The sequence below is a fragment of the Halopseudomonas oceani genome (assembly GCF_002903165.1).
Classification (GTDB): Bacteria; Pseudomonadota; Gammaproteobacteria; order Pseudomonadales; family Pseudomonadaceae; genus Halopseudomonas; species Halopseudomonas oceani.
In genome coordinates, this window is the sequence record NZ_PPSK01000010.1 from 18,870 (window position 1) to 42,120 (window position 23,251).

Annotated in this window: 22 protein-coding genes and 4 tRNA genes; 14 read left to right on the top strand and 12 right to left on the bottom strand. The window is 59.3% G+C overall.

Translation table 11 applies throughout. The features are described from left to right. Position 1: 1 nt before the first annotated feature. Entirely contained in the window at positions 2-2,344 is a 2,343-nt protein-coding gene (locus tag C1949_RS11275) for an ATP-binding protein (protein ID WP_104738583.1), read from the bottom strand. 138 nt (positions 2,345-2,482) lie between these two features. Between C1949_RS11275 and C1949_RS11280 the strand changes: the two genes are divergently transcribed. Further along, the gene (locus C1949_RS11280; RefSeq protein WP_373289813.1) at positions 2,483-3,370 is read left to right on the top strand and encodes an ATP-binding protein; all 888 of its coding nucleotides are present in this window, start codon (positions 2,483-2,485) and stop codon (positions 3,368-3,370) included. Positions 3,371-3,395: 25 nt separating this feature from the next. Here C1949_RS11280 and C1949_RS11285 read toward each other — a convergent pair whose 3' ends face one another. Both C1949_RS11285 and C1949_RS11290 read right to left on the bottom strand, forming a co-directional pair. Further along, the gene (locus C1949_RS11285) at positions 3,396-4,055 is read right to left on the bottom strand and encodes a glutathione S-transferase family protein (protein WP_104738584.1); all 660 of its coding nucleotides are present in this window, start codon (positions 4,053-4,055) and stop codon (positions 3,396-3,398) included. A gap of 150 nt (positions 4,056-4,205) precedes the next feature. Next, on the bottom strand, positions 4,206-4,970 hold the full coding sequence (locus tag C1949_RS11290; RefSeq protein WP_146040315.1) for a hypothetical protein: 765 nt from the start codon (positions 4,968-4,970) through the stop codon (positions 4,206-4,208). Positions 4,971-5,313: 343 nt separating this feature from the next. Here C1949_RS11290 and C1949_RS11295 point away from each other — a divergent pair. From C1949_RS11295 to C1949_RS11310, 4 genes are all read left to right on the top strand, one after another. Continuing rightward, a tRNA-Glu gene (locus C1949_RS11295) sits at positions 5,314-5,389 on the top strand. Positions 5,390-5,406: 17 nt separating this feature from the next. Further along, a tRNA-Gly gene (locus C1949_RS11300) sits at positions 5,407-5,482 on the top strand. A 187-nt stretch (positions 5,483-5,669) separates the two neighbouring features. Continuing rightward, positions 5,670-5,745, top strand: a tRNA-Glu gene (locus C1949_RS11305). Between the two features lie 17 nt (positions 5,746-5,762). Then, positions 5,763-5,838: transfer RNA gene (locus C1949_RS11310), tRNA-Gly, on the top strand. Positions 5,839-5,945: 107 nt separating this feature from the next. Here the strand turns inward: C1949_RS11310 and C1949_RS11315 are convergent. The 3 genes from C1949_RS11315 to C1949_RS11325 form a co-directional block, all read right to left on the bottom strand. Beyond that, entirely contained in the window at positions 5,946-6,347 is a 402-nt protein-coding gene (locus C1949_RS11315) for a PA2817 family protein (protein WP_104738586.1), read from the bottom strand. A gap of 103 nt (positions 6,348-6,450) precedes the next feature. After that, positions 6,451-8,919 carry an acyl-CoA dehydrogenase gene (locus C1949_RS11320; protein ID WP_104738703.1) on the bottom strand — a complete coding sequence of 823 codons (2,469 nt, stop codon included), beginning with the start codon at positions 8,917-8,919 and terminating at the stop codon, positions 6,451-6,453. Positions 8,920-9,165: 246 nt separating this feature from the next. After that, positions 9,166-10,476 (bottom strand): spinster family MFS transporter, encoded by a 1,311-nt coding sequence (locus C1949_RS11325; protein WP_104738587.1) that lies wholly within the window; start codon positions 10,474-10,476, stop codon positions 9,166-9,168. A 237-nt stretch (positions 10,477-10,713) separates the two neighbouring features. Here C1949_RS11325 and C1949_RS11330 point away from each other — a divergent pair, with 237 nt between their 5' ends. The 3 genes from C1949_RS11330 to queF are packed head-to-tail and all read left to right on the top strand — an operon-like array spanning position 10,714 to position 13,312. Further along, positions 10,714-11,646 (top strand): ABC transporter ATP-binding protein, encoded by a 933-nt coding sequence (locus C1949_RS11330; protein ID WP_104738588.1) that lies wholly within the window; start codon positions 10,714-10,716, stop codon positions 11,644-11,646. A gap of 2 nt (positions 11,647-11,648) precedes the next feature. After that, a complete protein-coding gene (locus C1949_RS11335) occupies positions 11,649-12,425 on the top strand; it encodes an ABC transporter permease (RefSeq protein WP_104738589.1) in 777 nt (258 codons plus the stop codon). Positions 12,426-12,475: 50 nt separating this feature from the next. After that, the gene (gene queF, locus C1949_RS11340) at positions 12,476-13,312 is read left to right on the top strand and encodes an NADPH-dependent 7-cyano-7-deazaguanine reductase QueF (protein WP_104738590.1); all 837 of its coding nucleotides are present in this window, start codon (positions 12,476-12,478) and stop codon (positions 13,310-13,312) included. 43 nt (positions 13,313-13,355) lie between these two features. On the opposite strand, the gene C1949_RS11345 is transcribed toward queF, so the two are convergent. From C1949_RS11345 to C1949_RS11355, 3 genes are all read right to left on the bottom strand, one after another. Further along, positions 13,356-13,634 carry a DUF4404 family protein gene (locus C1949_RS11345; RefSeq protein ID WP_104738591.1) on the bottom strand — a complete coding sequence of 93 codons (279 nt, stop codon included), beginning with the start codon at positions 13,632-13,634 and terminating at the stop codon, positions 13,356-13,358. Between the two features lie 74 nt (positions 13,635-13,708). Then, entirely contained in the window at positions 13,709-14,263 is a 555-nt protein-coding gene (locus C1949_RS11350) for a phosphonoacetaldehyde phosphonohydrolase-related protein (RefSeq protein ID WP_104738592.1), read from the bottom strand. A gap of 66 nt (positions 14,264-14,329) precedes the next feature. Continuing rightward, complete coding sequence (locus C1949_RS11355; RefSeq protein WP_104738593.1) at positions 14,330-14,761, bottom strand: acyl-CoA thioesterase; 432 nt, start codon at positions 14,759-14,761, stop codon at positions 14,330-14,332. 104 nt (positions 14,762-14,865) lie between these two features. Between C1949_RS11355 and C1949_RS11360 the strand changes: the two genes are divergently transcribed. Next, on the top strand, positions 14,866-15,594 hold the full coding sequence (locus tag C1949_RS11360) for an MlaA family lipoprotein (protein ID WP_229744433.1): 729 nt from the start codon (positions 14,866-14,868) through the stop codon (positions 15,592-15,594). A 20-nt stretch (positions 15,595-15,614) separates the two neighbouring features. Here C1949_RS11360 and C1949_RS11365 read toward each other — a convergent pair whose 3' ends face one another. Further along, positions 15,615-15,920, bottom strand: a complete 306-nt coding sequence (locus C1949_RS11365; protein WP_104738594.1) for a PilZ domain-containing protein — start codon at positions 15,918-15,920, stop codon at positions 15,615-15,617. 229 nt (positions 15,921-16,149) lie between these two features. On the opposite strand from C1949_RS11365, the gene C1949_RS11370 reads away from it, so the two are divergent. Then, complete coding sequence (locus tag C1949_RS11370; RefSeq protein WP_104738595.1) at positions 16,150-17,340, top strand: PP2C family protein-serine/threonine phosphatase; 1,191 nt, start codon at positions 16,150-16,152, stop codon at positions 17,338-17,340. Continuing rightward, entirely contained in the window at positions 17,340-17,828 is a 489-nt protein-coding gene (gene rssC, locus C1949_RS11375; protein ID WP_104738705.1) for an anti-sigma factor antagonist RssC, read from the top strand. Before C1949_RS11370 ends, rssC begins: the two co-directional genes overlap by 1 nt. On the opposite strand, the gene tal is transcribed toward rssC, so the two are convergent. Beyond that, positions 17,817-18,767 (bottom strand): transaldolase, encoded by a 951-nt coding sequence (gene tal, locus C1949_RS11380; RefSeq protein WP_104738596.1) that lies wholly within the window; start codon positions 18,765-18,767, stop codon positions 17,817-17,819. The two genes, rssC and tal, sit on opposite strands and share 12 nt — an antisense overlap. Before the next feature lie 60 nt (positions 18,768-18,827). After that, positions 18,828-19,844: a tRNA dihydrouridine(20/20a) synthase DusA gene (dusA, locus tag C1949_RS11385; RefSeq protein WP_104738597.1), complete on the bottom strand. Its 1,017-nt coding sequence runs from the start codon at positions 19,842-19,844 to the stop codon at positions 18,828-18,830. Positions 19,845-20,250: 406 nt separating this feature from the next. Between dusA and C1949_RS11390 the strand changes: the two genes are divergently transcribed. The 3 genes from C1949_RS11390 (at position 20,251) to C1949_RS11400 (ending at position 23,244) form a co-directional block, all read left to right on the top strand. Beyond that, complete coding sequence (locus C1949_RS11390; protein ID WP_104738598.1) at positions 20,251-21,204, top strand: endonuclease; 954 nt, start codon at positions 20,251-20,253, stop codon at positions 21,202-21,204. 173 nt (positions 21,205-21,377) lie between these two features. Further along, a complete protein-coding gene (locus tag C1949_RS11395; RefSeq protein ID WP_104738599.1) occupies positions 21,378-22,115 on the top strand; it encodes a GNAT family protein in 738 nt (245 codons plus the stop codon). After that, positions 22,105-23,244 carry a mandelate racemase/muconate lactonizing enzyme family protein gene (locus C1949_RS11400; RefSeq protein ID WP_104738600.1) on the top strand — a complete coding sequence of 380 codons (1,140 nt, stop codon included), beginning with the start codon at positions 22,105-22,107 and terminating at the stop codon, positions 23,242-23,244. The genes C1949_RS11395 and C1949_RS11400 overlap by 11 nt, the downstream gene beginning before the upstream one ends. Positions 23,245-23,251 lie beyond the last annotated feature (7 nt).

Below are 23,251 nucleotides of genomic sequence, written 5' to 3' on the forward strand. Positions count from 1 at the left end.
CTTATTCGGCCGGTTTTAGCCAGCGCTGCAGTATTGCCTGCAAGTCCTCTCGCTTGACGGGTTTTGCCAGGTAGTCGTCCATGCCTGCGTCCTTGCAGCGCTGGCGATCCTCGTGCAGCGCGTTGGCGGTCAGCGCGACGATTGGCAAGTTCTGCCAGCGGGGGTCGGCGCGCATGCGGCGGCTGGTTTCGTAGCCGTCCATTACTGGCATGTTGCAGTCCATCAGTACCAAGTCATAGTCATGCTCAGCGAGCTTGGTCAGTGCGATTTCGCCGTGCTCGGCCAGATCGACATTGTAACCAAGCCGGCTAAGCATGCCTTTGGCCACCATCTGGTTGACTGCGTTGTCCTCTACTAGCAAAAGCCGCTGGCCATTGCCCATTTGCTGCTGAGCGGAACTCGCCTCGCTGCTTGGCTGGGCTTCAAACAAATTGTCGATAGCGCGCGCGAGACGGTGGCGCGGTGGTGGCGTGGCGACTTGCTGTCTGACGTGGCAGGCTTCGGCGCGGGCTTTGTCGAGCTGCTGGCTGTAGCTGCAGATCAGCAGACGTGGGATCTCCGGCACTCGTTCGCGCAGCTGCTCGGCCAGTTTAGGGCTATCGATCAACCAGCAGCGAGCAGCTGGCAGATTGTCAGGCGGGGCCTGATCAGGAGCGTAGTCGATTCGCTTGCACTGCATCTGCCAGCTTTCCAGCAGGCGCTGCAGGGTACCGCCTTGCAGGTGCCCGCGTTGATTCCAGATTAGGACGGAGCAAGGTTGCGGGCGGGCGTAGCGGGGCGCCTGTTCGTGGCGCAGCAATGGCAGGCGCACGCTGAAGGTGCTGCCGCGGCCCTGGGTAGACTCTACGCTCAATTCACCGTGCATAGCGTCGGTGAGGCTCTTGCACAGCGTCAGGCCAAGGCCGGTACCGCCGAATCGGCGGGAAATCTGGGCGTCAGCCTGAGTGAATGGCGAGAAAATGTCGTTGATGGCCTGTTCGGGGATGCCAATGCCGGTGTCGCTCACACTGATGCAGACGTGCTGCTGTTCGCCCTCGCTGCGCTCCAATGTCAGGCGCAGGGCGACATGCCCATGCTCGGTGAACTTGAGTGCATTGGAGAGCAGGTTGCTGATGATTTGACGGATACGCGTTGGGTCGCCCAGCAGGAGCCCGGGCAGTGCGGGGTCGATCTCGCAGATCAGCTCGATATCCTGTTTTCCGGCGTTCTGTGAGAGCAGGCTGGCGGTTTCTTCCAGCAGGGCACCCAAATCAAACGGAATTTGTTCAAGCTGCAGCTTGCCGGCTTCAAACTTGGACAGGTCGAGAATATCGTTGAGCAGCGCTACCAGAACCTTGCCCGAGTCGTAGGCGATCGACAGCTGCTGGCGCTGCTCATCATTCAGGGTGCTGTCCAGGGTCAGGCCGATCATGCCGAGCAGGCCATTGATTGGTGTACGGATCTCGTGGCTCATGTTGGCCAGGAATGCCGAGCGCGCCCGGGCCATGTCGAGCGCGGCCTCACGGGAGGCTTCCAGTTCGCGATTGGATTCGCGCAGCTGACCGTTGGTGTGCTGCAGCTCGGTCGTGCGTGCTTCGACGATGCTTTCCAGCTCCTCCAGGTACTTGCGCAGACGCTCTTCGGCACGCAGCTTCTGTCGCAGGTTGACGTCGATGCTTTGCAACTGGCGGTTGATCACCTCAACCAACGCGCCGATTTCATCTCGCTCGTGTCCTTCGGGGCAAGGCAGGCGGCTGCGCTCGCCCTCGGTCTTCATGTGCAGCAGATCGTTGATCAGGTGCACGAGCGGCTTGGTCAGCATGGCGTAGAACAGCACCATGAGTATCAGTGACAGCACCAGGCTGAGGACAAACCCGGACAGCATAGTGAGGCCGGCGCGGCGCAGAAAGCTCGCACCTTGATAGAAGGTGTCAACCTCGATGACCAGATGCCCAAGCAACTCGTTCGGGGCATGATCGACGTACAGGGGCTGGGAGTAGTCGCGTCGCCTGCCGAACAGGGCATCACTCACTGCACGGTAGCCGCTGTCTGCCATCGGTCGGCTGACGCTGGCGAGGGCAATGCCATTGTTGTCGATGATTTCGGCACGTACTACTTCCGGTGCCTCAAGTAATCCGTTTACCAACTCCAATGCCAGCTCTGCATCGATGTTGTAGGCGATACGTGAGGCAGGACTCAGGCTGACGTTGATTTGTGCCTGGACCTCCTGATCGATTAGCGCGTCTTCGGAGCGATAGTCGACGATTACCTGAATCAGACTGAGCAGAGTGCCGAGAATAAAGGCAGCGAGAACGCTGAGGCGCGCCTGCTTGAATGACAGTCGGTTGGTAAAGCGAATATCCATGATGGGGCGTCGAATCCGGTGGCGTCCTTTGCAGAGCTTAGCGCAATTGTGGGCAGCGTGATGGCTATTCGCTGCGATGGTGGTGGCAGCTGCGCTGGCGTGGCATTCTTGCACGTTTGATAGTCATAGGAGAAACCCATGTCAGGCGTCAGTAGCGAGCAGTTTATGCAGCGGGTTGTTGACTTCATCGAACGCTTCGAGCGGACCTTGCCTGCAGCGCCCTTGGCGGTCGATTGGGGCAGCACCTTCGCCGCGCGCTGGAGCATGGAAGGACAGCAATGTCAGTTGCGCCCGCTGCAGGTCAGCCTTAGCCTGCGACTGGATGATTTGGTGGGTGTGGAGCGGCAGAAGCAGCTGTTGCAGGCCAATACCGGGCAGTTTGTGCGCGGGTTGCCAGCCAATAATGCGTTGCTTTGGGGGGCTCGCGGTACCGGCAAGTCATCGCTGGTCAGGGCGCTGCTCAGTGAGTACGCGCAGGCGGGCATGCGCCTGATTGAAGTGGACAAGGCCGATCTGGTGCATTTGTCTGCACTGTTGCCGCTGCTGGCCGGTCAACCCTGGCGTTTCGTGCTGTTCTGTGACGACCTGGCTTTCGAGGCGGATGACAGCGGCTACAAAGCCCTGAAGACGGTGTTGGACGGCACCGTGGAAGCCAGTCCGGAAAATATCCTGCTGTACGCGACTTCGAATCGTCGACACCTGCTACCGGAGCACAATAGCGACAACCTGTCTGCCAAGCAGGTTGATGGCGAGATTCACCCGGGCGAGGCGATTGAGGAAAAGATTGCCCTGTCTGACCGCTTTGGGTTGTGGGTATCGTTCTACCCATTCAGTCAGGAGCATTATCTGGCGGTGGTTCAGAAGTGGCTCGGGCAACTGGCTGATGAGCATGGCCTGCAGTGGCAGTGGAATGACGCGCTGCAACTGGAGGCCGTTCGCTGGGCGACTGGGCGGGGTAATCGAAACGGGCGCTGTGCTTATCAGTTTGCCCGTTCCTGGGTCGGGCGTCAGCTGCTGGTGAGCTGACGCGCTCTGTTGGCGGCGGCCTGGCCTAGATTCGGCCGCTGAGCCTGGCGACCAGTTGATGCTCGGCGGGTAGCAGGGCCGAGACGCTTTCGCGGGCGGTAACGCGGCTCAGCAACGAGGACAGCCCAGGCCAGCGCTGTTCGTCGATCAATTCGCCGCCGTGCGCCATGTTGATCAACTGACAGACCACGGCGATGTCGGCTATGCTGAATTGCTCTCCGAGGAAGTACTTACGGTCGCCCAGCTCACCCTCCAGATAATCAAATAGCGGCGGCAGGTGTTTGATCAGCGCGGTCTGCGCCCTGCTTTCGTCTGCCTGCTCGCCGACGCTACAAGCCACAATGCGTGTAAAGAACACGGCGAAGGTGCAATGCGGTGCGAGCTCGTAATCTGCGTACTTCTCAATCCAGCGCACGCGAGCGGCGTCTTCCGGCGTGGTGCCGTAGAGCGAGGGGCCGCCGCGGCTGTCCTGCAGGTATTGGGCGATGACTGCAGAGTCCGCCAGCTTGACGTCGCCATCGACCATCGCCGGGATGCGTCCAAGCGGGCTGATGTCGTAATACCAGTCCGGCTGGCCGCGAGGGGGAATAAAGGTGTGCTCGTAGGGGATCTGGTGCTCAGCCAGCAGGATGCGCACCTTGCGCACGAAAGGCGACAGAATGGCGCCATAGAGAGTCAAGGCCATGTTGTGGCTCCGGAGCTGTTGGGTAATAAGATTGTCAGGGCGGCATTCGCGCGCAGCAGCGAATGGTAGGGGAAATCGCTGCCGCAGTCCCGTGTGTCAGCATACGAACTGTGCAGGCTGCGGTTGCTGGTTGATTCGCGCGCGAATCGATCAGTCGTCGTAAACCGCTTTTTTCTGCCAGTCGGCGTCTTCGGATTCCAGTTCGGCAAGGCCGGCTGTCAGTTCGCTGGGTTGACCTTCGTCGGCACGGTTCTGCTCAACAACTGCAGCCTCGGCACGCTGCATCAGGCGCTTGTATTGTTCCAGATGCTGGGCAAGTGCCGGGTTGTTAAGCCGGGTCAGGAAGGCGATGGCGCGCTCGTACTGTAACTTGGCTATGCGCGGCTTGCCCTGTTGCATACCGAGCTTGGCCGTGGCGTTGAAGGTCTCAAGGGTGGCTGTTATCAGGAAGCGGCGAACCAAGCCCCCGGCCTGCTTAAAGGTGGCAGCGTCGATCAGGCGGTCCTGCTGGGCCAGCTGCAACTGCTTGAGCAGGTTCTCCAGCTGGACACGCGCTTCTTTGCCCTTGGCTTCGTTGTCGAGCTCGACGACGGGATTGCTCGGCAGGTTTCCCTCGGCAATGGCCGCCCGGGTTTGCGCTAGTCGTTTTTCGATATCCGGTGTCTTGCTGATGTTGTAGAGCCGGTCCAGCAACGCTGCTTCAATCTGCATGACTACGCTGACCAGCTCGGGCGGCAGGAACTGGCCGGGAATGCTGCCCATGGCGTGACGGCTAAGCTTGATGCGCGCGCTCAGCTCCGCAGCTTGTCGAGCACGTTCAAGCCGACTGCGCTCCAGGCTATGGCTGATAAATCCTACGCAGACGAGAACGGTTAAACCTCCCGCCAGCAAACCGCCTATAAGTAGTGGTGACACGATTATTGTCTCTCTTATGTAAGTCGGAGCTTTTCGGTAGTCGTTGCCAATACTGGCCTGCATCGCGCCTCAGACCAGTGTCACTTTCGCATCATGGCCGACTCAAATCGGTGGGACAAGCGTTTTTTCCTCCTGCGGAGCGGGGAGGGGGCCGTTGGAGTGTCGTCCTGTGTATTGATTTGCCTTGGTCGTGGCAGGCTGGGAAAGCCAAAAAAACCAGAAAAAATATCAGCTTGAGGGGTTGACGGTGGTTCGGGTGCTGCATAAAATGCGCGCCACTTACAGCGAACAACACGTTGCAGGTAGCCAGAGGTAACACCTCGGCATAGAGAAGTCCGGATACGTCCCCTTCGTCTAGTGGCCTAGGACACCGCCCTTTCACGGCGGTAACAGGGGTTCGAGTCCCCTAGGGGACGCCATTTTCGGCGTCAGATTTGCGGGAATAGCTCAGTTGGTAGAGCACGACCTTGCCAAGGTCGGGGTCGCGAGTTCGAGTCTCGTTTCCCGCTCCAGATTCATCAAAGAAACCGTCCGAGTGGCGGTTTTTTTGTGCCCGCAAGTAATTCGGGTTTTGTTGAAGATGCTGCATATTAGTTGTTGACGAGGTGGCAGGTGGCGCATAAAATGCGCGCCACTTGCAGCGAACAACACGTTGCAGGTAGCCAGGGGTAACACCTCGGCATAGAGAAGTCCGGATACGTCCCCTTCGTCTAGTGGCCTAGGACACCGCCCTTTCACGGCGGTAACAGGGGTTCGAGTCCCCTAGGGGACGCCATTTTCGGCGTCAGATTTGCGGGAATAGCTCAGTTGGTAGAGCACGACCTTGCCAAGGTCGGGGTCGCGAGTTCGAGTCTCGTTTCCCGCTCCAGATTCAACAAAAAAACCGTCCAAGTGACGGTTTTTTTGTGCCCGAAATTCGGGCCAGAATGGAAGCGAGGCAGGCTGCGCTTCTGCGGTCTGCCTCGTGGTCTTGGCTCAGCGGGTCTGCAGCAGCTGCCGAGCCTGTTCCCAGTCGAAGGTTTCGCCGCGCTCTTCAGCTTCAGCGCGATGCTCGTCGAGCAACTGGTACTGGGTGATTTCTTCGTCGGGCATGTAGTGCAGGCAATCGCCGCCAAAGTACCAGAGCAGGTCGCGAGGAATCAGGTGAGCGATCTGCGGGTAGCGGGCGATGATCTGACAGAGAATGTCTTGCCCCAGATAGAGGTCGTCATGATCGCCTTTCTGCAGCTGCGCCAGCAGCTCGTCAAAGCGTTCCATGAACAGCTCGTTGCTTTCCTCTTGCAGTTGCTCAAGCAGCGCAGTCTGTGCGCGGATGGTGTCGTAGAGACTCTGCAGTAGGGCGAGATGGTATTCGTGGTAACTGGGTGGGGTGTTCATGGGGACTCCTGATGTTGCCAGGGCGGGAGTCTATCAGGTTGTGGGCGCTGTCGCGCGGGGAGCCGGTTGAGCGGCCGGCCAGCCTGGCCGGCCGCTCAAGGCATCATTCACTCTCTGATTTTGCCGTCTTGCTGCGGCGTGTTTTGCGTGGCGTCATTTCCTCCTTGGAGAAGTCGTCCACGGTGATGACGGCAAGCCGCGCAGCCCTGGCATCGCGCACCAGTTCGGCTTCCTCCGGGCTGATCACCCCGCTTTCCGCGGCAACAGCGAGGGTGTCGGCATCGCTGTCGTGCTCCAGCTCACCTGAGCGGACAGCCTTGTGAAGCCGCGCCTCAATCGGATCAGCCTGGATTACCTTGGCAAGCGTGCTGTTGAGCAGGCCGGTCACGTCAGTTGGGTCATCGCTCTGATAGCAGCCTTCCAACAGGCGGTCGCGTGCGGCGCCGGGACGCATCAGCCGGCGTGCGATCTCTGCGCCAGTTGCATCGCTGGGTGGTGCGAGTCGGCGTCCAAGCGGAAATACGATCACCCGCAGCAGGCAACCGAGATGCCGGTTCGGGAAGTTGAGCAGCACTTCATGCAGGCTGGTTTCGATGCGGTACAGCAGGTCTTCTAGCCCCCACCGGACAAAGGGCAGATCCTCTTCCGGGCGGCCCTGGTCATCAAAGTGCTTGAGGGTGGCGCTGGCTAGATAAAGGTTGCTCATGATGTCGCCCAGACGAGCAGAAAGACGTTCGCGGCGTTTCAGCTCACCGCCCAGCATGAGCATGGTGCAGTCGGTCAGCGTCGCGAAGGCAGCGGAAAGACGCGTGAGCTGCTGATAGTAGCGGCGCGTTTCCGGGTAGTCTGGCGCGCTGGCAAGCTTGCCGGCGCTGAGGCCAAGCAGCAGGCTGCCAGCTGCGTTGCTGAGCGAGTAACCGATGTGCTCAAACAGCAGGCGGTCAAATTGCTTCAATCCTTCGTTCCGGTCTTCCAGGCCGGCAGCCTGCATCTCCCGCAGCACATACGGATGGCAACGGATGGCTCCCTGACCGAAGATCATCATGTTGCGGGTGAGGATGTTGGCACCTTCAACGGTTATCGAAATGGGTACCGATTGGTAGGCACGACCGAGGTAATTACGTGGCCCCATGCAGATGCCCTTGCCGCCGTGCACATCCATCGCATCATTGATGCACTGGCGCATGCGTTCGGTCAGGTGGTATTTGACGACCGCCGACAGCACCGAGGGCTTCTCGCCCAGATCTACCGCGCCGGCGGTCATGGTGCGAGCGGCGTCCATCACGTAAGTGTTACCACCGATCCGGGCCAGTGCTTCCTGAATGCCTTCAAACTCGCCAATCGGCAGATTGAACTGTTGGCGAATGCGGGCGTAGGCGCCGGTGGTCATGCTGGCCATCTTGGCGGCACCAATGCTGCCGGCTGGCAGCGAAATGGATCGGCCGACCGAGAGGCAGTTCATCAGCATCATCCAGCCCTGACCAATTCGCTCCTGACCGCCGATCAGATAGTCCATTGGGATGAACACGTCGGTACCGGAGTTGGGGCCGTTCATGAAGGCCGCGTTGAGCGGGAAGTGACGTCGCCCAATGTTGACGCCTTCCGTGTCGGTCGGGATCAGTGCAAGGGTAATGCCGAGCGATTCTTCATCGCCGAGCAGGTGATCCGGGTCGTAGGCCTTGAACGCCAGGCCGAGCACCGTGGCAACGGGGCCGAGGGTGATATAGCGCTTTTCCCAAGTGACGCGCAGGCCGATGACTTCTTCGCCGTTCCACTGGCCCTTGCAGATGATGCCCTTGTCGGGCATGGCACCCGCGTCAGAGCCCGCTTCAGGTGCGGTGAGCGCAAAACAGGGAACTTCTTCGCCGCGAGCCAGGCGCGGCAGATAATATTGCTTCTGCTCCTCTGTGCCGTAGTGCATCAGCAGCTCGGCAGGGCCTAATGAGTTCGGCACCATGACAGTGGAGCCGAGGTCGCCGCTGCGACTGGCCAGTTTCATCGCTATCTGTGAGTGAGCGATTGCGGAGAAGCCTTTACCGCCATATTCCTTGGGAATGATCAGGCCGAAGAAGCCATTGTCCTTGATAAAACGCCAAACTTGGGGAGGAAGATCCTGCAGCTCGGTGGTGACCTCCCACTCGTTGGTCATCTGACAGAGTTGTTCCACCGGGCCGTCGAGGAAGGCCTGTTCCTCCTCGCTCAAGCGCGGAGTGGGGAAGTTGTGCAGCTTGCCCCAGTCAGGACGGCCGCTGAACAGCTCGCCATCCCACCAGACCGTGCCGGCGTCGAGCGCTTCCTGTTCGGTATCGGATAGCGGGGGCAGCACCTTGCGAAACCAGCCCAGCAACGGGGCGCTGATGCTCTGTTTGCGCCAGTCGGGTAGGTTGACCGGTATGGCGATACCAAGAAACAGGGCCCATAACAACAGGTCGATTAACCAGTGAACCGGGCCGAGCAGTGTCATTACTGCCAGGTAGGCTGCTACGCCGAGGGTGGCGTTGAGCAAGCTAGTTCGGATGTAGGCAAGACCGCTGATGCAGAGCAGCAGTCCAACCAGCCAAAGCAGGGTCATCATATTGCGCACTCCTTTTCGGTACATCTCTCCAGACCAGAGGATGTGCTGAATAATTCCGTTTGATCTCCGATTTTGCAGCAGGCAGGGCGCGGGTGCCTTTAGGGGCAGGCCGTTGCAGGGCGACTCAGAGGTGGGATCGGAATTGTTCAGTACCCTGTCAGCATAGCTGTTCTGGGCGGCCGAGGTCGTGCGCGTGCAGTGACATGGTGTTACGGGCGCCAGTTGGCGCCCGTAACAGACGCGTCAGGCGTCGACGGTGTCGAGGTCGTAACGGATGGTGCGGCCAGCGAGGTAGTAGTGCGCACAGGCCCAGATATTGACGAATGCTGCGCCGATAAGCGCGTAGCGCAGACTGTCGGAACCGAACGGGCCGCTGACGAGGTCGCTGACGATGCCGATCAGTTGTGGACCGAGGCCAAGCCCCACCAGGTTCAGTACCAGCAACATGATGGCCGATGCCAGCGCGCGGCTGCGCAGCGGGGTCAGGCTCTGGATCATGGCGAAGCTGGGGCCGAGGTAGAAGGCACCGAGAAATACGGCCGGGCAGTAAGCGAGCAGCGCCCAGAAGGTGCTGTCGATCATATAGAAGGCAATAATGAACGGAATTGTCAGCAGCTTGGCCAAGCCCACGATCCAGGCGTTCCAGCTGGCATCACGGGCGGCCAGCTTGTCTGCCAGCATGCCGCCGATCCAGGCACCAAGGCCACCGATAATCCCCATCAGGGGGCCGAGGAAGAGTCCGACCTGGCCTGGGGTCAAACCGTGGCTACGAATCAGGAACGCCGGGTTCCAAACAATGGTGCCGTAGCCGACCAATGCGGTCAGGGTGACCCCGAGAACGACATGGCGGGTGGTACGGACACGCCAAAGTACGGCAAAGCCGGCCTTGACGTTGACTTTGCCCATAGGCGGCGGCTTGACGCCGTCGGCAAAGCCGCGCGGTGGTTCGATCATGGTGAAGCGCACCAGCAGGGCGATCAGGATGCCCGGCAGGCCGACAACGAAGAACGCTGCGCGCCAGCCCCACCATTCGGCAACAAAACCGCCGACGATGAAGCCGATCATGATGCCCAGGTAGACGCCAAGCGCGTAGATGGACATGGCGCTTGAGCGCTTTTCTTTCGGGTAGAGGTCGGCAAGCATGGAGTGCGACGGCGGGCTGGACCCTGCTTCACCGACACCAACGCCGATCCGGGCGATCGCCAACTGCCAGAAGTTCTGGGCCAGGCCGCACATGGCGGTCATCACGCTCCAGATAGCAATGGACCAGGCGATGATATTGCGGCGGTTGGAACGGTCGGCAAAGATCGCAATCGGAATGCCAAGAGTCGCGTAGAACAGGGCGAAGGCGATGCCGGATAGGAAGCCCAGCTGGGTGTCCGACAGCAGCAGATCTGCCTTGAGGGGTTCAATCAGGATCCCGACGATATTGCGGTCGACGTGGCTGGACGTATACGCCAGAACCAGAATCAACAGCGCGTAGCGTCGATAGGCGGGGGTGATGCGGTGACTGACGTCGTTCTGGTCAGCCGTGTTTTCTGGCGTTTGGGCCATTTATTGTCTCCGGCGTTTGTTGTTCTGCAGCGAGAATACGTTGTCCCGTTGTTCGTCACAATCGACCGGCCGCGCGCAATTGTAGCAAAATTGTAAGCCCGTGGTTTCGCACAGCGGTATTATTATTCGCATAAACCATGTCTCAGTATTGATACAGGGGAGTTTCGGTGGCTGACCTTGATTCCTGTCGATCCGCCCTCATAGTTAGGCCTCAACTTCCAAGACGTGAGGCACGGCATGACTGCAGCTATACGTATCCGGGGGCTTGAGAAGACCTATGCAACCGGAATGCGTGCTCTCAAGGGCATTGATCTGGAGGTGCGCGAAGGGGACTTCTTTGCTCTGCTGGGACCCAATGGGGCGGGCAAGTCCACGACCATCGGCATCCTGTCATCACTGGTCAACAAGTCGGCAGGCGAGGTCAGCATCTTCGGTCACGACATCGACCGCGAGCTGCTTGCTGCAAAGCGCTGCATCGGGGTGGTGCCGCAGGAATTCAATTTCAGTCAGTTCGAGAAGGTTATCGATATTCTGGTCAGCCAGGCCGGGTATTACGGCATTCCGCTGGCCCGTGCGCGGGAACGCGCCGAGCATTACCTGAAGCGTCTTGGCTTGTGGGAAAAACGCGATGTGCCTTCGCGGATGCTGTCTGGCGGTATGAAGCGCCGGTTGATGATCGCCCGGGCATTGATTCACGAACCCAGGCTGCTGATTCTGGATGAGCCCACTGCGGGTGTGGATATCGAGATCCGCCGCTCGATGTGGCAGTTCCTGCAGGAGATCAACGCGCAGGGCATTACCATCGTGCTCACCACGCACTATCTGGAAGAGGCCGAGCAGCTGTGCCGCCACATCGCGATTATCGATGAAGGCCGGATCATTCATAACACCAGCATGCGCGCTCTGTTGAAAGAGCTGCATGTCGAAACCTTCCTGCTCGATACGCGCCAGACCCTGACCGACGCGCCAGTGCTGACAGGTTACACGGCGCGACTGGTCGACGAGCATACGCTTGAGGTGCAGGTGGATAAGGCTCAAGGCCTGAATGCGCTGTTTGCGGCGCTCAGTGAGGCGGGAATCGATGTGGTGAGCATGCGCAACAAAAGTAACCGGCTGGAGGAGTTGTTTCTTACGCTGGTCGACGAAAACGCCGAGAAGAAGGGAGCCTGAGCATGCAGTACTGGCAACAGGGCTGGGTGGCCTTTACGACCATCCTGACCAAGGAGATTCGCCGCTTTACCCGTATCTGGGCGCAGACACTGCTGCCGCCGGCGATCACCATGACGCTGTATTTTGTCATCTTCGGCCATCTGATCGGCAGCCGCATCGGCGAGATGGGCGGATTCCGGTACATCGATTACATCGTGCCGGGCCTGATCATGATGTCGGTGATTACCAACAGCTACTCCAACGTGGTCTCGAGTTTTTTCAGTACGAAGTTTCAGCGTTCCATTGAGGAACTGATGGTGGCACCGGTGTCGCCGCATGTAATCCTGCTTGGTTACACCTTCGGCGGTGTTGCCCGTGGGCTGGCGGTGGGGCTGATCGTGACGCTGACGTCGCTGTTCTTCACCAAGCTGCGTGTGGAGCACGTTTGGCTGACCATTGTGGTGATCTTCTTTACCTCGCTGGTGTTTTCGCTGGGCGGCTTCATCAACGCGGTATTCGCTCGTACCTTCGATGACATCTCGATCGTGCCGACCTTTGTGCTGACGCCGCTGACCTATCTGGGCGGGGTGTTTTACTCGATCAACCTGTTACCGCCGTTCTGGCATGCGGTGTCGCAGGTCAACCCGATTCTGCACATGGTCAATGCGTTCCGTTACGGCATTTTGGGGGTGTCCGATATTCCAATCGCGACTGCCCTTATCATCATGGCTATTTTTACCGTCGCGCTCTACAGCGTGAGCTACTGGTTGCTGGTCAGAGGCACGGGTATGCGGCAATAATGGGCGCGGGCCGTCAGCCGGCGGCCCGTTGTCGATTCCCGGGGTATTCCATGACTGATCATCCTGCGACCGAGTCGCCGCTGGGCAAGTCCAGTGCCTACATCAGCGTTTACACGCCGTCGCTGCTGTATCCAATCTCACGACTGCCGAAATGGCAGGAGTTGGGGCTGGATCCGCAGCAACTGCCGTTTCACGGCGCTGATATCTGGAACTGCTTCGAGCTGTCCTGGCTGACACCTTCTGGCAAGCCCGTGGTGGCTGCCGCAGAGTTCGTCTTCCCGATCAAGGCGGCGCGGATTGTCGAGTCCAAGTCGTTCAAGCTGTATCTGAACTCACTCAATCAGACGGTTTTCCGGGATCGTCATGACCTGCTGAAGACGCTGGAGACCGACCTGTCGGTTGCGGCGCAGGGGCCGGTGATGGTGCGGCTGCTAAGTATGCAGCAGCTGCATCAGGCGGGGCTGTTCATGCTGCCCGGGACCTGTATCGACGACCTGGATGTCGAGGTGTCGAGCTACAGCTATGATCCTTCGCTGCTGAGTCTGGCGGCCAGCGCGGGGCCAGTGACCGAGGTACTGCACAGTCACTTGCTTAAATCCAACTGCCCGGTCACGGGGCAGCCGGATTGGGGATCAGTGCAGATCAGTTACAGTGGCCCGGCACTGGATCACGCGTCTCTGGTACGGTATCTGGTCTCGTTCAGGCAGCACTCGGATTTCCACGAGCAATGCGTGGAGCGCATCTTCCTGGATATTCTCAAGCTATTGGGGGAGGGGGCGACGCTGACTGTGTACGCGCGCTATGTTCGTCGTGGCGGACTGGATATCAATCCCTGGCGGTCCACGCAGCCGGGCATGCCGGAAAATCTGCGACTGGCGCGCCAATAGGGTAGATGGGCGACGCTCCACCAGCGGCGGAGCGTCCGGACAGTCAGATTCCCATGTCGGCCAGGCTCTGCATGACGCTGCGCAGTGTGGTGGCAAGGGTGGGATGCCGAGCTTCGAACTGCTCAGCCATCAGGTTGACCCCATCGACAAGGCTTGGGTCTTCCTCTACTTCGACGTCGCTGGCTTCGTTCAGCAACTTTGCTTCCAGGCTGGTTGCCAGCGCCTGTAGTGCCTCGCGCTCTTCGCTGCTGAGTGGTGAGTCGCTTTCATTCAGGGTGTTCTGCAGCGACTCCAGCTGCGACTTCAAACGATCAGTGGGCATGTAACTCTCCTGTCCATCCAGTGTGCTTTTACTATACCTCTAGATGGACAACACGTCCGCTGGTTTTACGGCATTCAAACTTTGGCCTGCCGTAGCTCAATGTCGCGCAGGCAGCTGTCTAGTTCGGAGACGTTGTCGATGACGTAGTGGGCGCCTGCATTCATCAGCGTCATGGTGGCCTGCAGTCGAATACGGTCCTGCTCCTCGGAGCCAAGAGCAGGCCAGTGTGCGTTGCCGTGTTGGTCCAGTGCACCACTCAGCGCGGTGCCGATGGTCCAGAGGCCTGCGTTGAGCCCGGCACGGATTCCATCGGAGGTGCCGCTGACCAGAACGCAGTGTTTAAGTGTGTGCACTTGCAGGCGCAGCGCCAGAGTAACGGGCAGGTCCGGTGCAGGTAGCGGTCGCAAGTGGGGTTCGGTGCAGATTGTCGCGCTGATCAGCGACTCGATCGGCGTAAGTTGGCGGTCATGGCGGTCCAGCAGCAGGCCCGCGCAAATGCCGCTGTGCTGCAAACGTTGGAGTGCTGGCAAAGCCTGTGGCAGCAGAGCCGGTTCGTCGGCTGTCGGTCGGGCTGCAGTCAGGGTGCCGGCAAGATCGAAGAGAACTGCCTCGATCTGATGTGCGGTCATGGTCCGTGCTCCTGGTCGGAAACGCGTGTTGACCGCACATCATCGTATCAAGGTGTTGCAGATTTATTACTGTGCTTCGTCCAGAGGTTCTGCACCCATGGCGACGCGCACACTGTTGGGAACCGGGATTGGTCGCTGATTATTCACCGTAATCCACACCATCTTCACATCACCGTAGCCGATTAGGTCGGGTTGGCCCTTGACGTAAAGCTTGTGTTCCAGCGTCAGGCTGGTTCGACCGACGACGCCCGCGTACAGCTCGACGACGATGGTGCCGGGGTGAAAGGCGGGCTTCAGGAAGTGATGGGTGCAGGTCAGCAGTACCAGGCCCTGGCCAACTTCCCGTCGTGGTGCGCCCAGGCCATCAAGCCATTCGATGCGGGCATCTTCCAGATACTGGTAGTAGCGGGTGTTGTTGACGTGCTGGTTGCTGTCCATGTCGCCATAGCGGATGGGTATTTCGGTGGTGTAGAGCAGGGTTGTGGAACGGTCTGTCATGGCAAATTTCGCTGAAATTGACGGAAGTTATGCATTACACTGACGGGCCGGCAGAGCCCGCGGGCTGCTGCACCTATCAAAAGCGAAGAATGGAGAAACCGCTGATGAATCTGCTGAATACAGGAGCCTTGGCAATGGTGTTGTCGGCGCTGTCGCTGGCCTGTATTACACCTGTTTTTGCTGCCGATGACTACGACGATTACGACTCGGCGTATGTTGACCCCGACCCGTGGGAGACGTTTAACCGCGCTACCTTCCGGTTCAATGACACGGTAGACCGCTATACGCTCAAGCCGGTTGCCAAGGGGTATAAGTCGGTGACTCCGCAGTTCATGCGTGATGGGGTAGGCAACTTCTTCAATAACCTTGGAGAGCCGATGAACTTCCTGAACAACGGATTGCAGGGCAAGTTCAATCGGGCAGGGGTGGATATGTCGCGCTTTCTGTTCAACACCCTGCTGGGTGGCGGGGGCCTGGTAGACGTGGCAAGCCGCATGGGGCTAGAACGCAGTGACGAGGATCTGGGGCAGACTCTGGGGTACTGGGGAGTGCCGAGCGGTCCTTACGTCATGCTACCGTTCCTCGGACCGAATACGGTGCGTGATACCGGCTCAAAACTGCCTGAAAACTTCCTCAATTACACCTATACCGGCTACCTGAATGACATTCGTGCGCGTAACCAGCTGTTTGCGCTGGAGACGGTAGATATCCGGGCCGGCCTGCTGGATCAGGAACGCCTGATCACCGGTGACCGTTACACCTTTATCCGTAACGCATACCTGCAGAATCGCGAGTACAAGGTACGCGACGGAAACGTCCCCGACGAGTTCTGATCGTCGGGGTGTTGGTCGCTTCAGCTCAGGCTGTCAAAGCGCAGCCCGATGCTGAAGCGACCGTCGCTCTCGGCTTGACAGCGCACCACTTCACCCTTGGCCTGCAAGCCCTGCATACCCGGAGTCGGTGAGGGGATGGACAGGGTCGCGACAGTACCCTCCGCCACTGCCTCACTGGCCATTACCTGAGCCCCCTGGTTGGATAGATCGCGGCACAGTACATCGCAGGTGTGATTGTCAGCACCAAAGGTAAGTGTGGCGGCGGTTTCCACTGTCATGCGCATGAAATCACGCTTTTCGCTGTACTGCTGGTCATGAAACGACATCGGCGACTCCGGCTTCGGCAGATACGTCTGTTTTTTGGTTTTCTACTGGTCATCGTAGTTCCGAGTTGGGCCTCCGACAAGCATCCTTCCAGCCTTCTGCAACGGTTGCTTGCAGCAGCGGATGGGAGTAGTGTTTCCCCCTTGAAAACGCCGGGTTATTTCCGGCTCGACTCAGCCACCCTGTGGTCGCCGCGAAAGATGCGCGCTGCGACAATGACGTAGGGATTTTATGCAGCCTCCAGGCACCACACTGCTGGTGATTGACGACGACGACAAGGTTCGCCAACGTCTGTCAGCACTGTTGGAAGGTAATGGTCATGACGTAATCCAGGCCGCTGATGCGGGGGGTGGTCTGGCCCTGTTCGAGAAGCAGCGTCCCGAGCTGGTTCTGTGCGACCTTCACCTTGGTGACAGCCAGGGTTTCGAGCTGGTGCGTCAAATTACCGAATCTGGTCTGGACGTGCCGGTCATCGTGATGTCGGCCGAGGGGGCGATGACCGATGTGGTTCAGGCGCTGCGCCTTGGAGCCAGCGACTTTCTGCTCAATCCGTTAAATGATCCCGAGGTGCTGGAGCACTCGGTGCGCAGGGCGCTGGACCGTTATCGTCTGCGGCTTGAAAACCAGCGTATTCGCGAGCGTCTTGAACGGGCCAACCGCGAACTCGAGATGCATCTCAAGGAACTGCGCGATGATCAGGCTGCGGGCCATCAGGTTCAGCTCAACATGCTGCCGGTCACCCCTTGGACCAGTGGTGAGTACAGGCTTGAGCACAAGCTGATTCCCTCACTGTATCTGTCTGGCGATTTTGTCGATTATTTCCGCGTCTCCGACTCGCAGCTGGCGTTCTATCTGGCGGATGTATCCGGCCATGGCTCGTCGTCGGCATTCGTCACTGTACTACTCAAGTTCATGACAACCCGGCTGATGTACGAGCAGCGCAAGGTCGAAGGGCAGGGGCGTATCGAGTTCAAGCCTTCCGATGTGCTGGGACATATCAATCGCAGTCTGATCAGTTGCAAGCTGGGCAAGCATGTAACCATGCTCGGTGGCGTGATTGATGAACAGGAAAAGACGCTGACCTACAGCATCGGAGGTCATTTACCGTTGCCGGTGATTTACGCCGATGGTGAGGCGCGTTATCTGCCGGGTAAGGGGCGGCCGGTCGGGTTGTTTGAGGATGCCGATTATCAGGACGAAACCATCCCGCTGCCCGAGCACTTTACTCTGACGCTGTGTTCCGATGGTGTGCTGGACTGCCTGGAAGGGACTACGCTGAAAGAGAAAGAGGCGCGACTTCCCGCGCTGATTGCTGAGCAAGGTGGCTGCATGCAAGGTATCATGGCCGCCCTGGGGCTGGATCCCAATAAAACGATGCCCGATGACATATCCGTGTTGGTGTTGAGCAGGAACGCAGAATGATGACGACTGGAAAAATCCAGTTTGCGGAAGCGCAAGGCACCTTTGTGCTCAAGTTCATTGGTGATGTGCGCCTGACGCTATGTGCAGCGCTGGATGCCTATATCGAAAAGATCTTCAGTGTCCTGACGTTCAAGGCCATTGTGATTGATCTGACAGAGACCGAGTGCATCGACAGCACCTCCTTGGGGCTGCTTGCCAAGCTCTCCATTCTGTCGCGCCAGAAGGTTGGCTTTCTGCCGACGCTGGTGTCCAATCATGAAGATATGAACCGGCTGCTGCAAAGCATGGGGTTCGATCAGGTCTTCAATATCGTGCCGGAATCGACGCCGACCTGCGAAGAGCTGCAGGATCTGCCGGCTCAGATGTTGTCCGAAGACAAGGTCAAGCATAAGGTTCTTGAGGCCCATCGCATTCTGATGGACCTCAACGACAGCAATCGCGAAGCCTTTCGCGATCTGGTCAGCGCCCTGGAAGGGTCAGGCAACTGACCCCAGCTTCGCTGCGACCAGCTTCTCCAGCTTGAGCTGATCTGCTGCAAATGCCCGAATTCCCTCCGCCAGTTTCTCCGTCGCCATGGCATCCTCGTTGTGGGCCCAGCGGAACGCGATCTGATCCAGTTCAATGCGCTCGTCGACCACGCCCTGACGCAGTATGGTCGATGGCTGCAGTGTACCTGGCTGCTCCTGCAGGCTTTGCAGCAATTGCGGGCTGATGGTCAGGCGATCGCAGCCGGTTAGTGCTTCGATCTGGCCGGTATTGCGGAAGCTTGCACCCATTACGACTGTTTCGTACATGTGCGCCTTGTAGTAGCGGAAGATGCGCGCCACCGATTGCACGCCCGGATCATCAGTCCCGCTGAAGTCTCTACCCTCGTGCTGTTTGTACCAGTCGTAGATGCGGCCCACGAATGGCGAGATGAGGTAGACCCCGGCATCCGCGCAGGCGCGAGCCTGGGCGAAGGAAAACAACAGTGTCAGGTTGCACTGGATGCCTTCTCGCTCCAGCGCTGCAGCGGCCTGAATCCCTTCCCAGGTGGCGGCAATCTTGATCAGCACCCGATCACGGGTGATGCCAGCGCGTTCGTATAGCTCGATCAGTTCGCAGGCCTTGCGAAAGGTGGCGTCCTGATCAAAGGACAGACGGGCATCGACCTCAGTAGAGATACGCCCCGGGATCAGGCCGAGGATTTCGCTGCCGACGGCGACTGCAAAGCGATCGCAGGCGTTGCTGACTGGTTCTGTACCGCCTGCTGCTTCGCCGATGGCGCGCTCCAAAAGCGGCTCGCAGCTGGTCAGCTCGGCGGCCTTGAGTAGCAGTGACGGGTTGGTGGTGGCGTCGATTGGCTGGTGCTGGCGGATGGCATCGATGTCGCCAGTGTCGGCAACGATCAGGGTGTGTTGTTTCAGACTATCCAGTTTTGAGGTCATGTTACGGCGGTACTCCCTAGTATCCCTCCGACCTTACCTCATAGGCTTTGACAGTCGCAATCAGCCGACGCGTGCCTGCATCTGTTCCAGCAGCTGGTCGTACAGTGCCAATGGCTCATTAGTGCGGTGGATGGTGGTGCTCAGCTCGCGCCGGAAGTGGCGTGCGCCGGGTAAGCCCTGGAATAGCCCCAGCATGTGGCGGGTGATGTGATGCATCTGGCCGCCAGCGTTGACGTGCCGCTCGATGTACGGCCGCATCAGCGCCATCACCTCGATACGTGAAGGCCGCGGATGGTCGTCGCCGAAGAAACGACTATCCACCTCGGACAGCAGCCAGGGGTTGTGGTACGCCTCGCGTCCTACCATCACCCCATCAACATGGGACAGCTGCGCTTGCATGACATCCAGGTCGGTCAGGCCGCCGTTGAGGATGATCTCCAACTGCGGGAAGTCGCGCTTGAGCTGATGTACTACCTCGTACTTCAGCGGCGGTATCTCGCGATTTTCCTTCGGCGATAGCCCTTCCAGAATGGCGATGCGCGCGTGAACAGTGAAGCTGGTGCAGCCAGCTTCGTGAACCGTGCCGACGAAATCGCATAGCTCGGCATAGCTCTCCCGACCGTTGATGCCGATACGATGCTTGACCGTGACCGGCGTGCTGCAGGTATCCTGCATCGCCTTAACGCAGTCACCCACCAGCGCCGGGTGCGCCATCAAGCAGGCGCCAATCATATTGTTCTGCACCCGATCGCTGGGGCAGCCGACGTTCAGGTTGACCTCGGCGTAGCCGGCTTCTTCAGCCAGCGCCGCGCACTGGGCCAGCTCCTGCGGATTGCTGCCGCCCAGCTGCAGTGCCAACGGCTGCTCTTCGGCGCTGTAACCCAGAAAACGCTCACGGTCGCCATGCAGCACCGCGCCCGTAGTGACCATTTCCGTATACAGCAGCGCACGCCGGCTGATCAGCCGCGCAAAGTAGCGATAGTGGCGGTCAGTCCAGTCCATCATCGGCGCAACGCTGAAGCGGCGATTGGGCTCTGGGCGCGAGGTGTTGTTGGGCGAGGAGGCTTGCGGGTTCATGGCTGACTGTCTGCGTGGTGCTAGGGCTATTGGTCCGCCACAGAGTAGCGGTTGTATCGCGCGGCCAGAGCAGATGAGCAGATAACAGCACTGACGCTCGGACTGGATTGAAAGCCGAGCTGCGCGCAGCAGGGGCTGGGGCACCTGGCTGGGTTGGGTATTTTATCAGGAAACACGGGCTTTCGAACGGGGGAGCGGTAAAGCTTAAAAAGGCACCGGCTGCCAGCTTTGCCCGCGGCGACTAGGGTTGCCTGTCGCAGTGTCCTTCTTTGCGTGAAAGCTCGTCAGTCGGTCGCCCTGGTGTATCTTGTTTGCCTCTCTAAGGCCCGTGCTTGAGCCTTAGGCGCTATCGGTAACCGGCGAACATCCCTACAATGCGCGCTTTTTGCCGAGAAAGCTCCGCGTTATGAAGTCGCTGGCTGATCTGTCTGTCGTTGTACTGCTGTGCCTGTTTGTTTCCACCTCCTTTGCTGACACGCCGTCGAGCTTCTCTGCTGCCAAGGCGATTGCCAAGCGAGAAGTCTTTTTTGATGAGCGGGCCGTCAGGCAGGGCGATCTGTATTGTGGGTGCCGCTGGGATTGGGTTGGGCGGTCCGGAGGTCGGGTCGATGCGCGCTCCTGTGGTTATCAGACGCGCGCCCAGCAGACGCGGGCAGAGCGGATCGAGTGGGAGCACATTGTGCCTGCCTGGGTGTTTGGCCATCAGCGCCAGTGCTGGCAGAACGGCGGGCGGCGCAATTGCGTGATGAACGATCCGGTGTTCCGGGCGATGGAGGCTGATCTGTTTAACCTCTACCCGTCCGTGGGAGAGGTCAATGGCGATCGTAGCAACTTCCAGTACGCAATGGTCGGCCGAGCGCCTGCGCAGTACGGTGCCTGTACTTCAAAGGTCAACTTCCAGCAACGGGTGGCCGAGCCTCGGGATGAAGTGAAGGGGCTGGTCGCGCGGATTCACTTTTACATGTACGACCGCTACGGCTTATCGATGTCTCGTCAGCAGCAACAACTGCTGATGGCGTGGAGTCGTCAGTATCCGGTTAGCGAGTGGGAACGGGAGTGGAGTGACCGCACTGCGCGGGTGATGGGCCACAATAATCCCTTTGTCATGGGCGAGCGATCCTGGACGCTTGGGCACAGGCCTACACGCGATGGTGTTGTATCTTCAGTGCCCGCGGTCAGGCACGAGCCAGCCGCTGGCAGCACTGGCGGCATCATCGGTAATCGGAACAGCAAGGTTTATCATCTGCCCTCAGGCTGTCCGAGCTATGACCAGGTCGCAGCACGCAACCAGGTACATTTTGAATCCGAGACCGCCGCGCTGGCGGCCGGGTTCAGGAAAGCGGGTAACTGCAGCGATTGACGTGGCGCTCAGCTTTATCTGGTCGCTGGGCGCAGCGCAGCTGACTGGGTACACTCGCGGCATATTGCCGTTGCCTTCGACTGCAATGGCTGACCAATGGGGAAGGGCAGCACGCTGCCGTGATAGACAGTACGCAAAAATGAGCTGCGCCGGCGCAAGGTGGTTGAGGGATCATGTTTTCAATTCAGGCTCGCTGTTTGGACTGCGCGGAGATTGCTCCCTCGCTGAACGAGGAAATCTGGGCGCTGTATGGCCAGGCGCACACTATCGCATTTGAGCAATTCAGCGAGCGCTGGCAACGGCTGGACAAGGTGGTGCTGTTTCGCCACCGCGCTTCCGGCCGGCTGGTCGGGTGTATTGGCGTGCGTTTCCATGACTTCTTGATTGGCGGCAGCAAGCCAATGCCGACACTGTACTTTGGTCAGGTCTATATCGATCCCGCATATCGCGGACGGATGCTGGTTCAGCGTACGGTGCTTCGGTTCATGCTGCAGGCGAAGTGTCGTCACCCGCTGCGCACCTGCTATTTCTGGACCGATGCTCTGAGCTACAAGCCTTACCTGGTCATGGCCAACAACCTAGCCGACTACTTCCCGCACCCTGACCTCGAAACGCCACCGGAGATACTGAGTCTCAAGGCAGCGATAGGGGAGCGCTACTATCCCGACACCTTTCAGGCGTCCACCAGAACGGTGAGAAAGCCGTCCAATCTCTTGAGCGACAAGAGCGTCATGATTGCCGAGCAGGATTTACATAACCGTTTTATTCGCTTCTATGCGCAATGCAATCCAGGGCACGCCAACGGCGACGGCTTGTTGCTGGTGTGTCCGATGAACATCAGAAATGTAACGTACTTCGTGCGTCGGCTGATTGCCGGAAAGCCGCGCAGGAGTGCTCGTCATGCAGGTTGATAGCGCACAGCTGTATCGCATGCGGCTGCCGTTTCACCAGTCGTTCAAGCATGCCTTGGCCGAGCGTCAATCGTCCGAGTCCCTGCTGCTACACCTGACGGCCAGCGTTGACGGTGAGGTCGTTTCGGGGTTTGGTGAGGCCTTGCCGCGGGCCTATGTATCCGGCGAGACGCTGGAGCAGACTGAGGCAGCAATCCGCCAGTTTCTGCCGGCGCTGAGCCAGGTGGCGTTTCAGTCAGTGGGCGATATCGCACGCTTCTGCGAGGCTTTCGAGTCGCGCTTCGAGCAGCAGCAGTGCGCACGTGCACTGCTGGAGTTGGCGCTGCTGGACCTGCTCAGCAAGGTACGCAAAACGCCGCTTGCGGACTGGTTTGGCGGGTTGCAGGCTGGCCGTATTCAGTATTCGGCAGTGGTATCTGATGAAGCGCCGACGGCGCTCGCCAAGTTGGTGGAGCAGATGCGCGGGTTTGCCGTGGGCCCGCTGAAGCTCAAGGTGGGGCGTGATCTGAAACGAATCCACCAGCAACTGGAGCTGCTGCGCACGGCCTACCCGGACAACGATATTCGTCTCGACGCCAATGGCGCCTGGGAAGACGTGCCCGCCGCTGACGCTGCCCAGATCATCGAGCGTTATGCCATCTCTTGTCTGGAGCAGCCGGCTATCGTGACGGATACCCAGGCCCTGGTCACGGTGCATGGACGGATCAAGAGCCGCTGCGATGTTCGTATCGTGCTGGATGAGCAGGTGCGTTTGCGACCGGTTTTGCAGCAGCTGATCCAGGCCCAGGTGCTCGATTGCCTGAACATCAAGATATCCAAGGTGGGCGGGCTGCTGAATGCACTGCAGTTTCACCAGATGGCGTCTGCGGCCGGCCTGCAATGCCAGTTGGGCGCTAACGTAGGTGAGAGCTCGCTGATGACCAGTGCAGCGCAGTTGTTTGCCGGGTTGACCGGGGATCTGATCTACCACGAGGGAGCCTATGGCACTCTGTTGCTGGAGCAGGACTTGTGCGAGCCCCCGGTGATGTTTGATGCAGCGCTGCAGGCGGACGTGTCGCGTTTCGCCACGGCGCTGGGCTGGGGCGTCGGTCCTCTGGACCTCGCGCATCCGGGCTTGCAAGCGTTATAGCCACCGC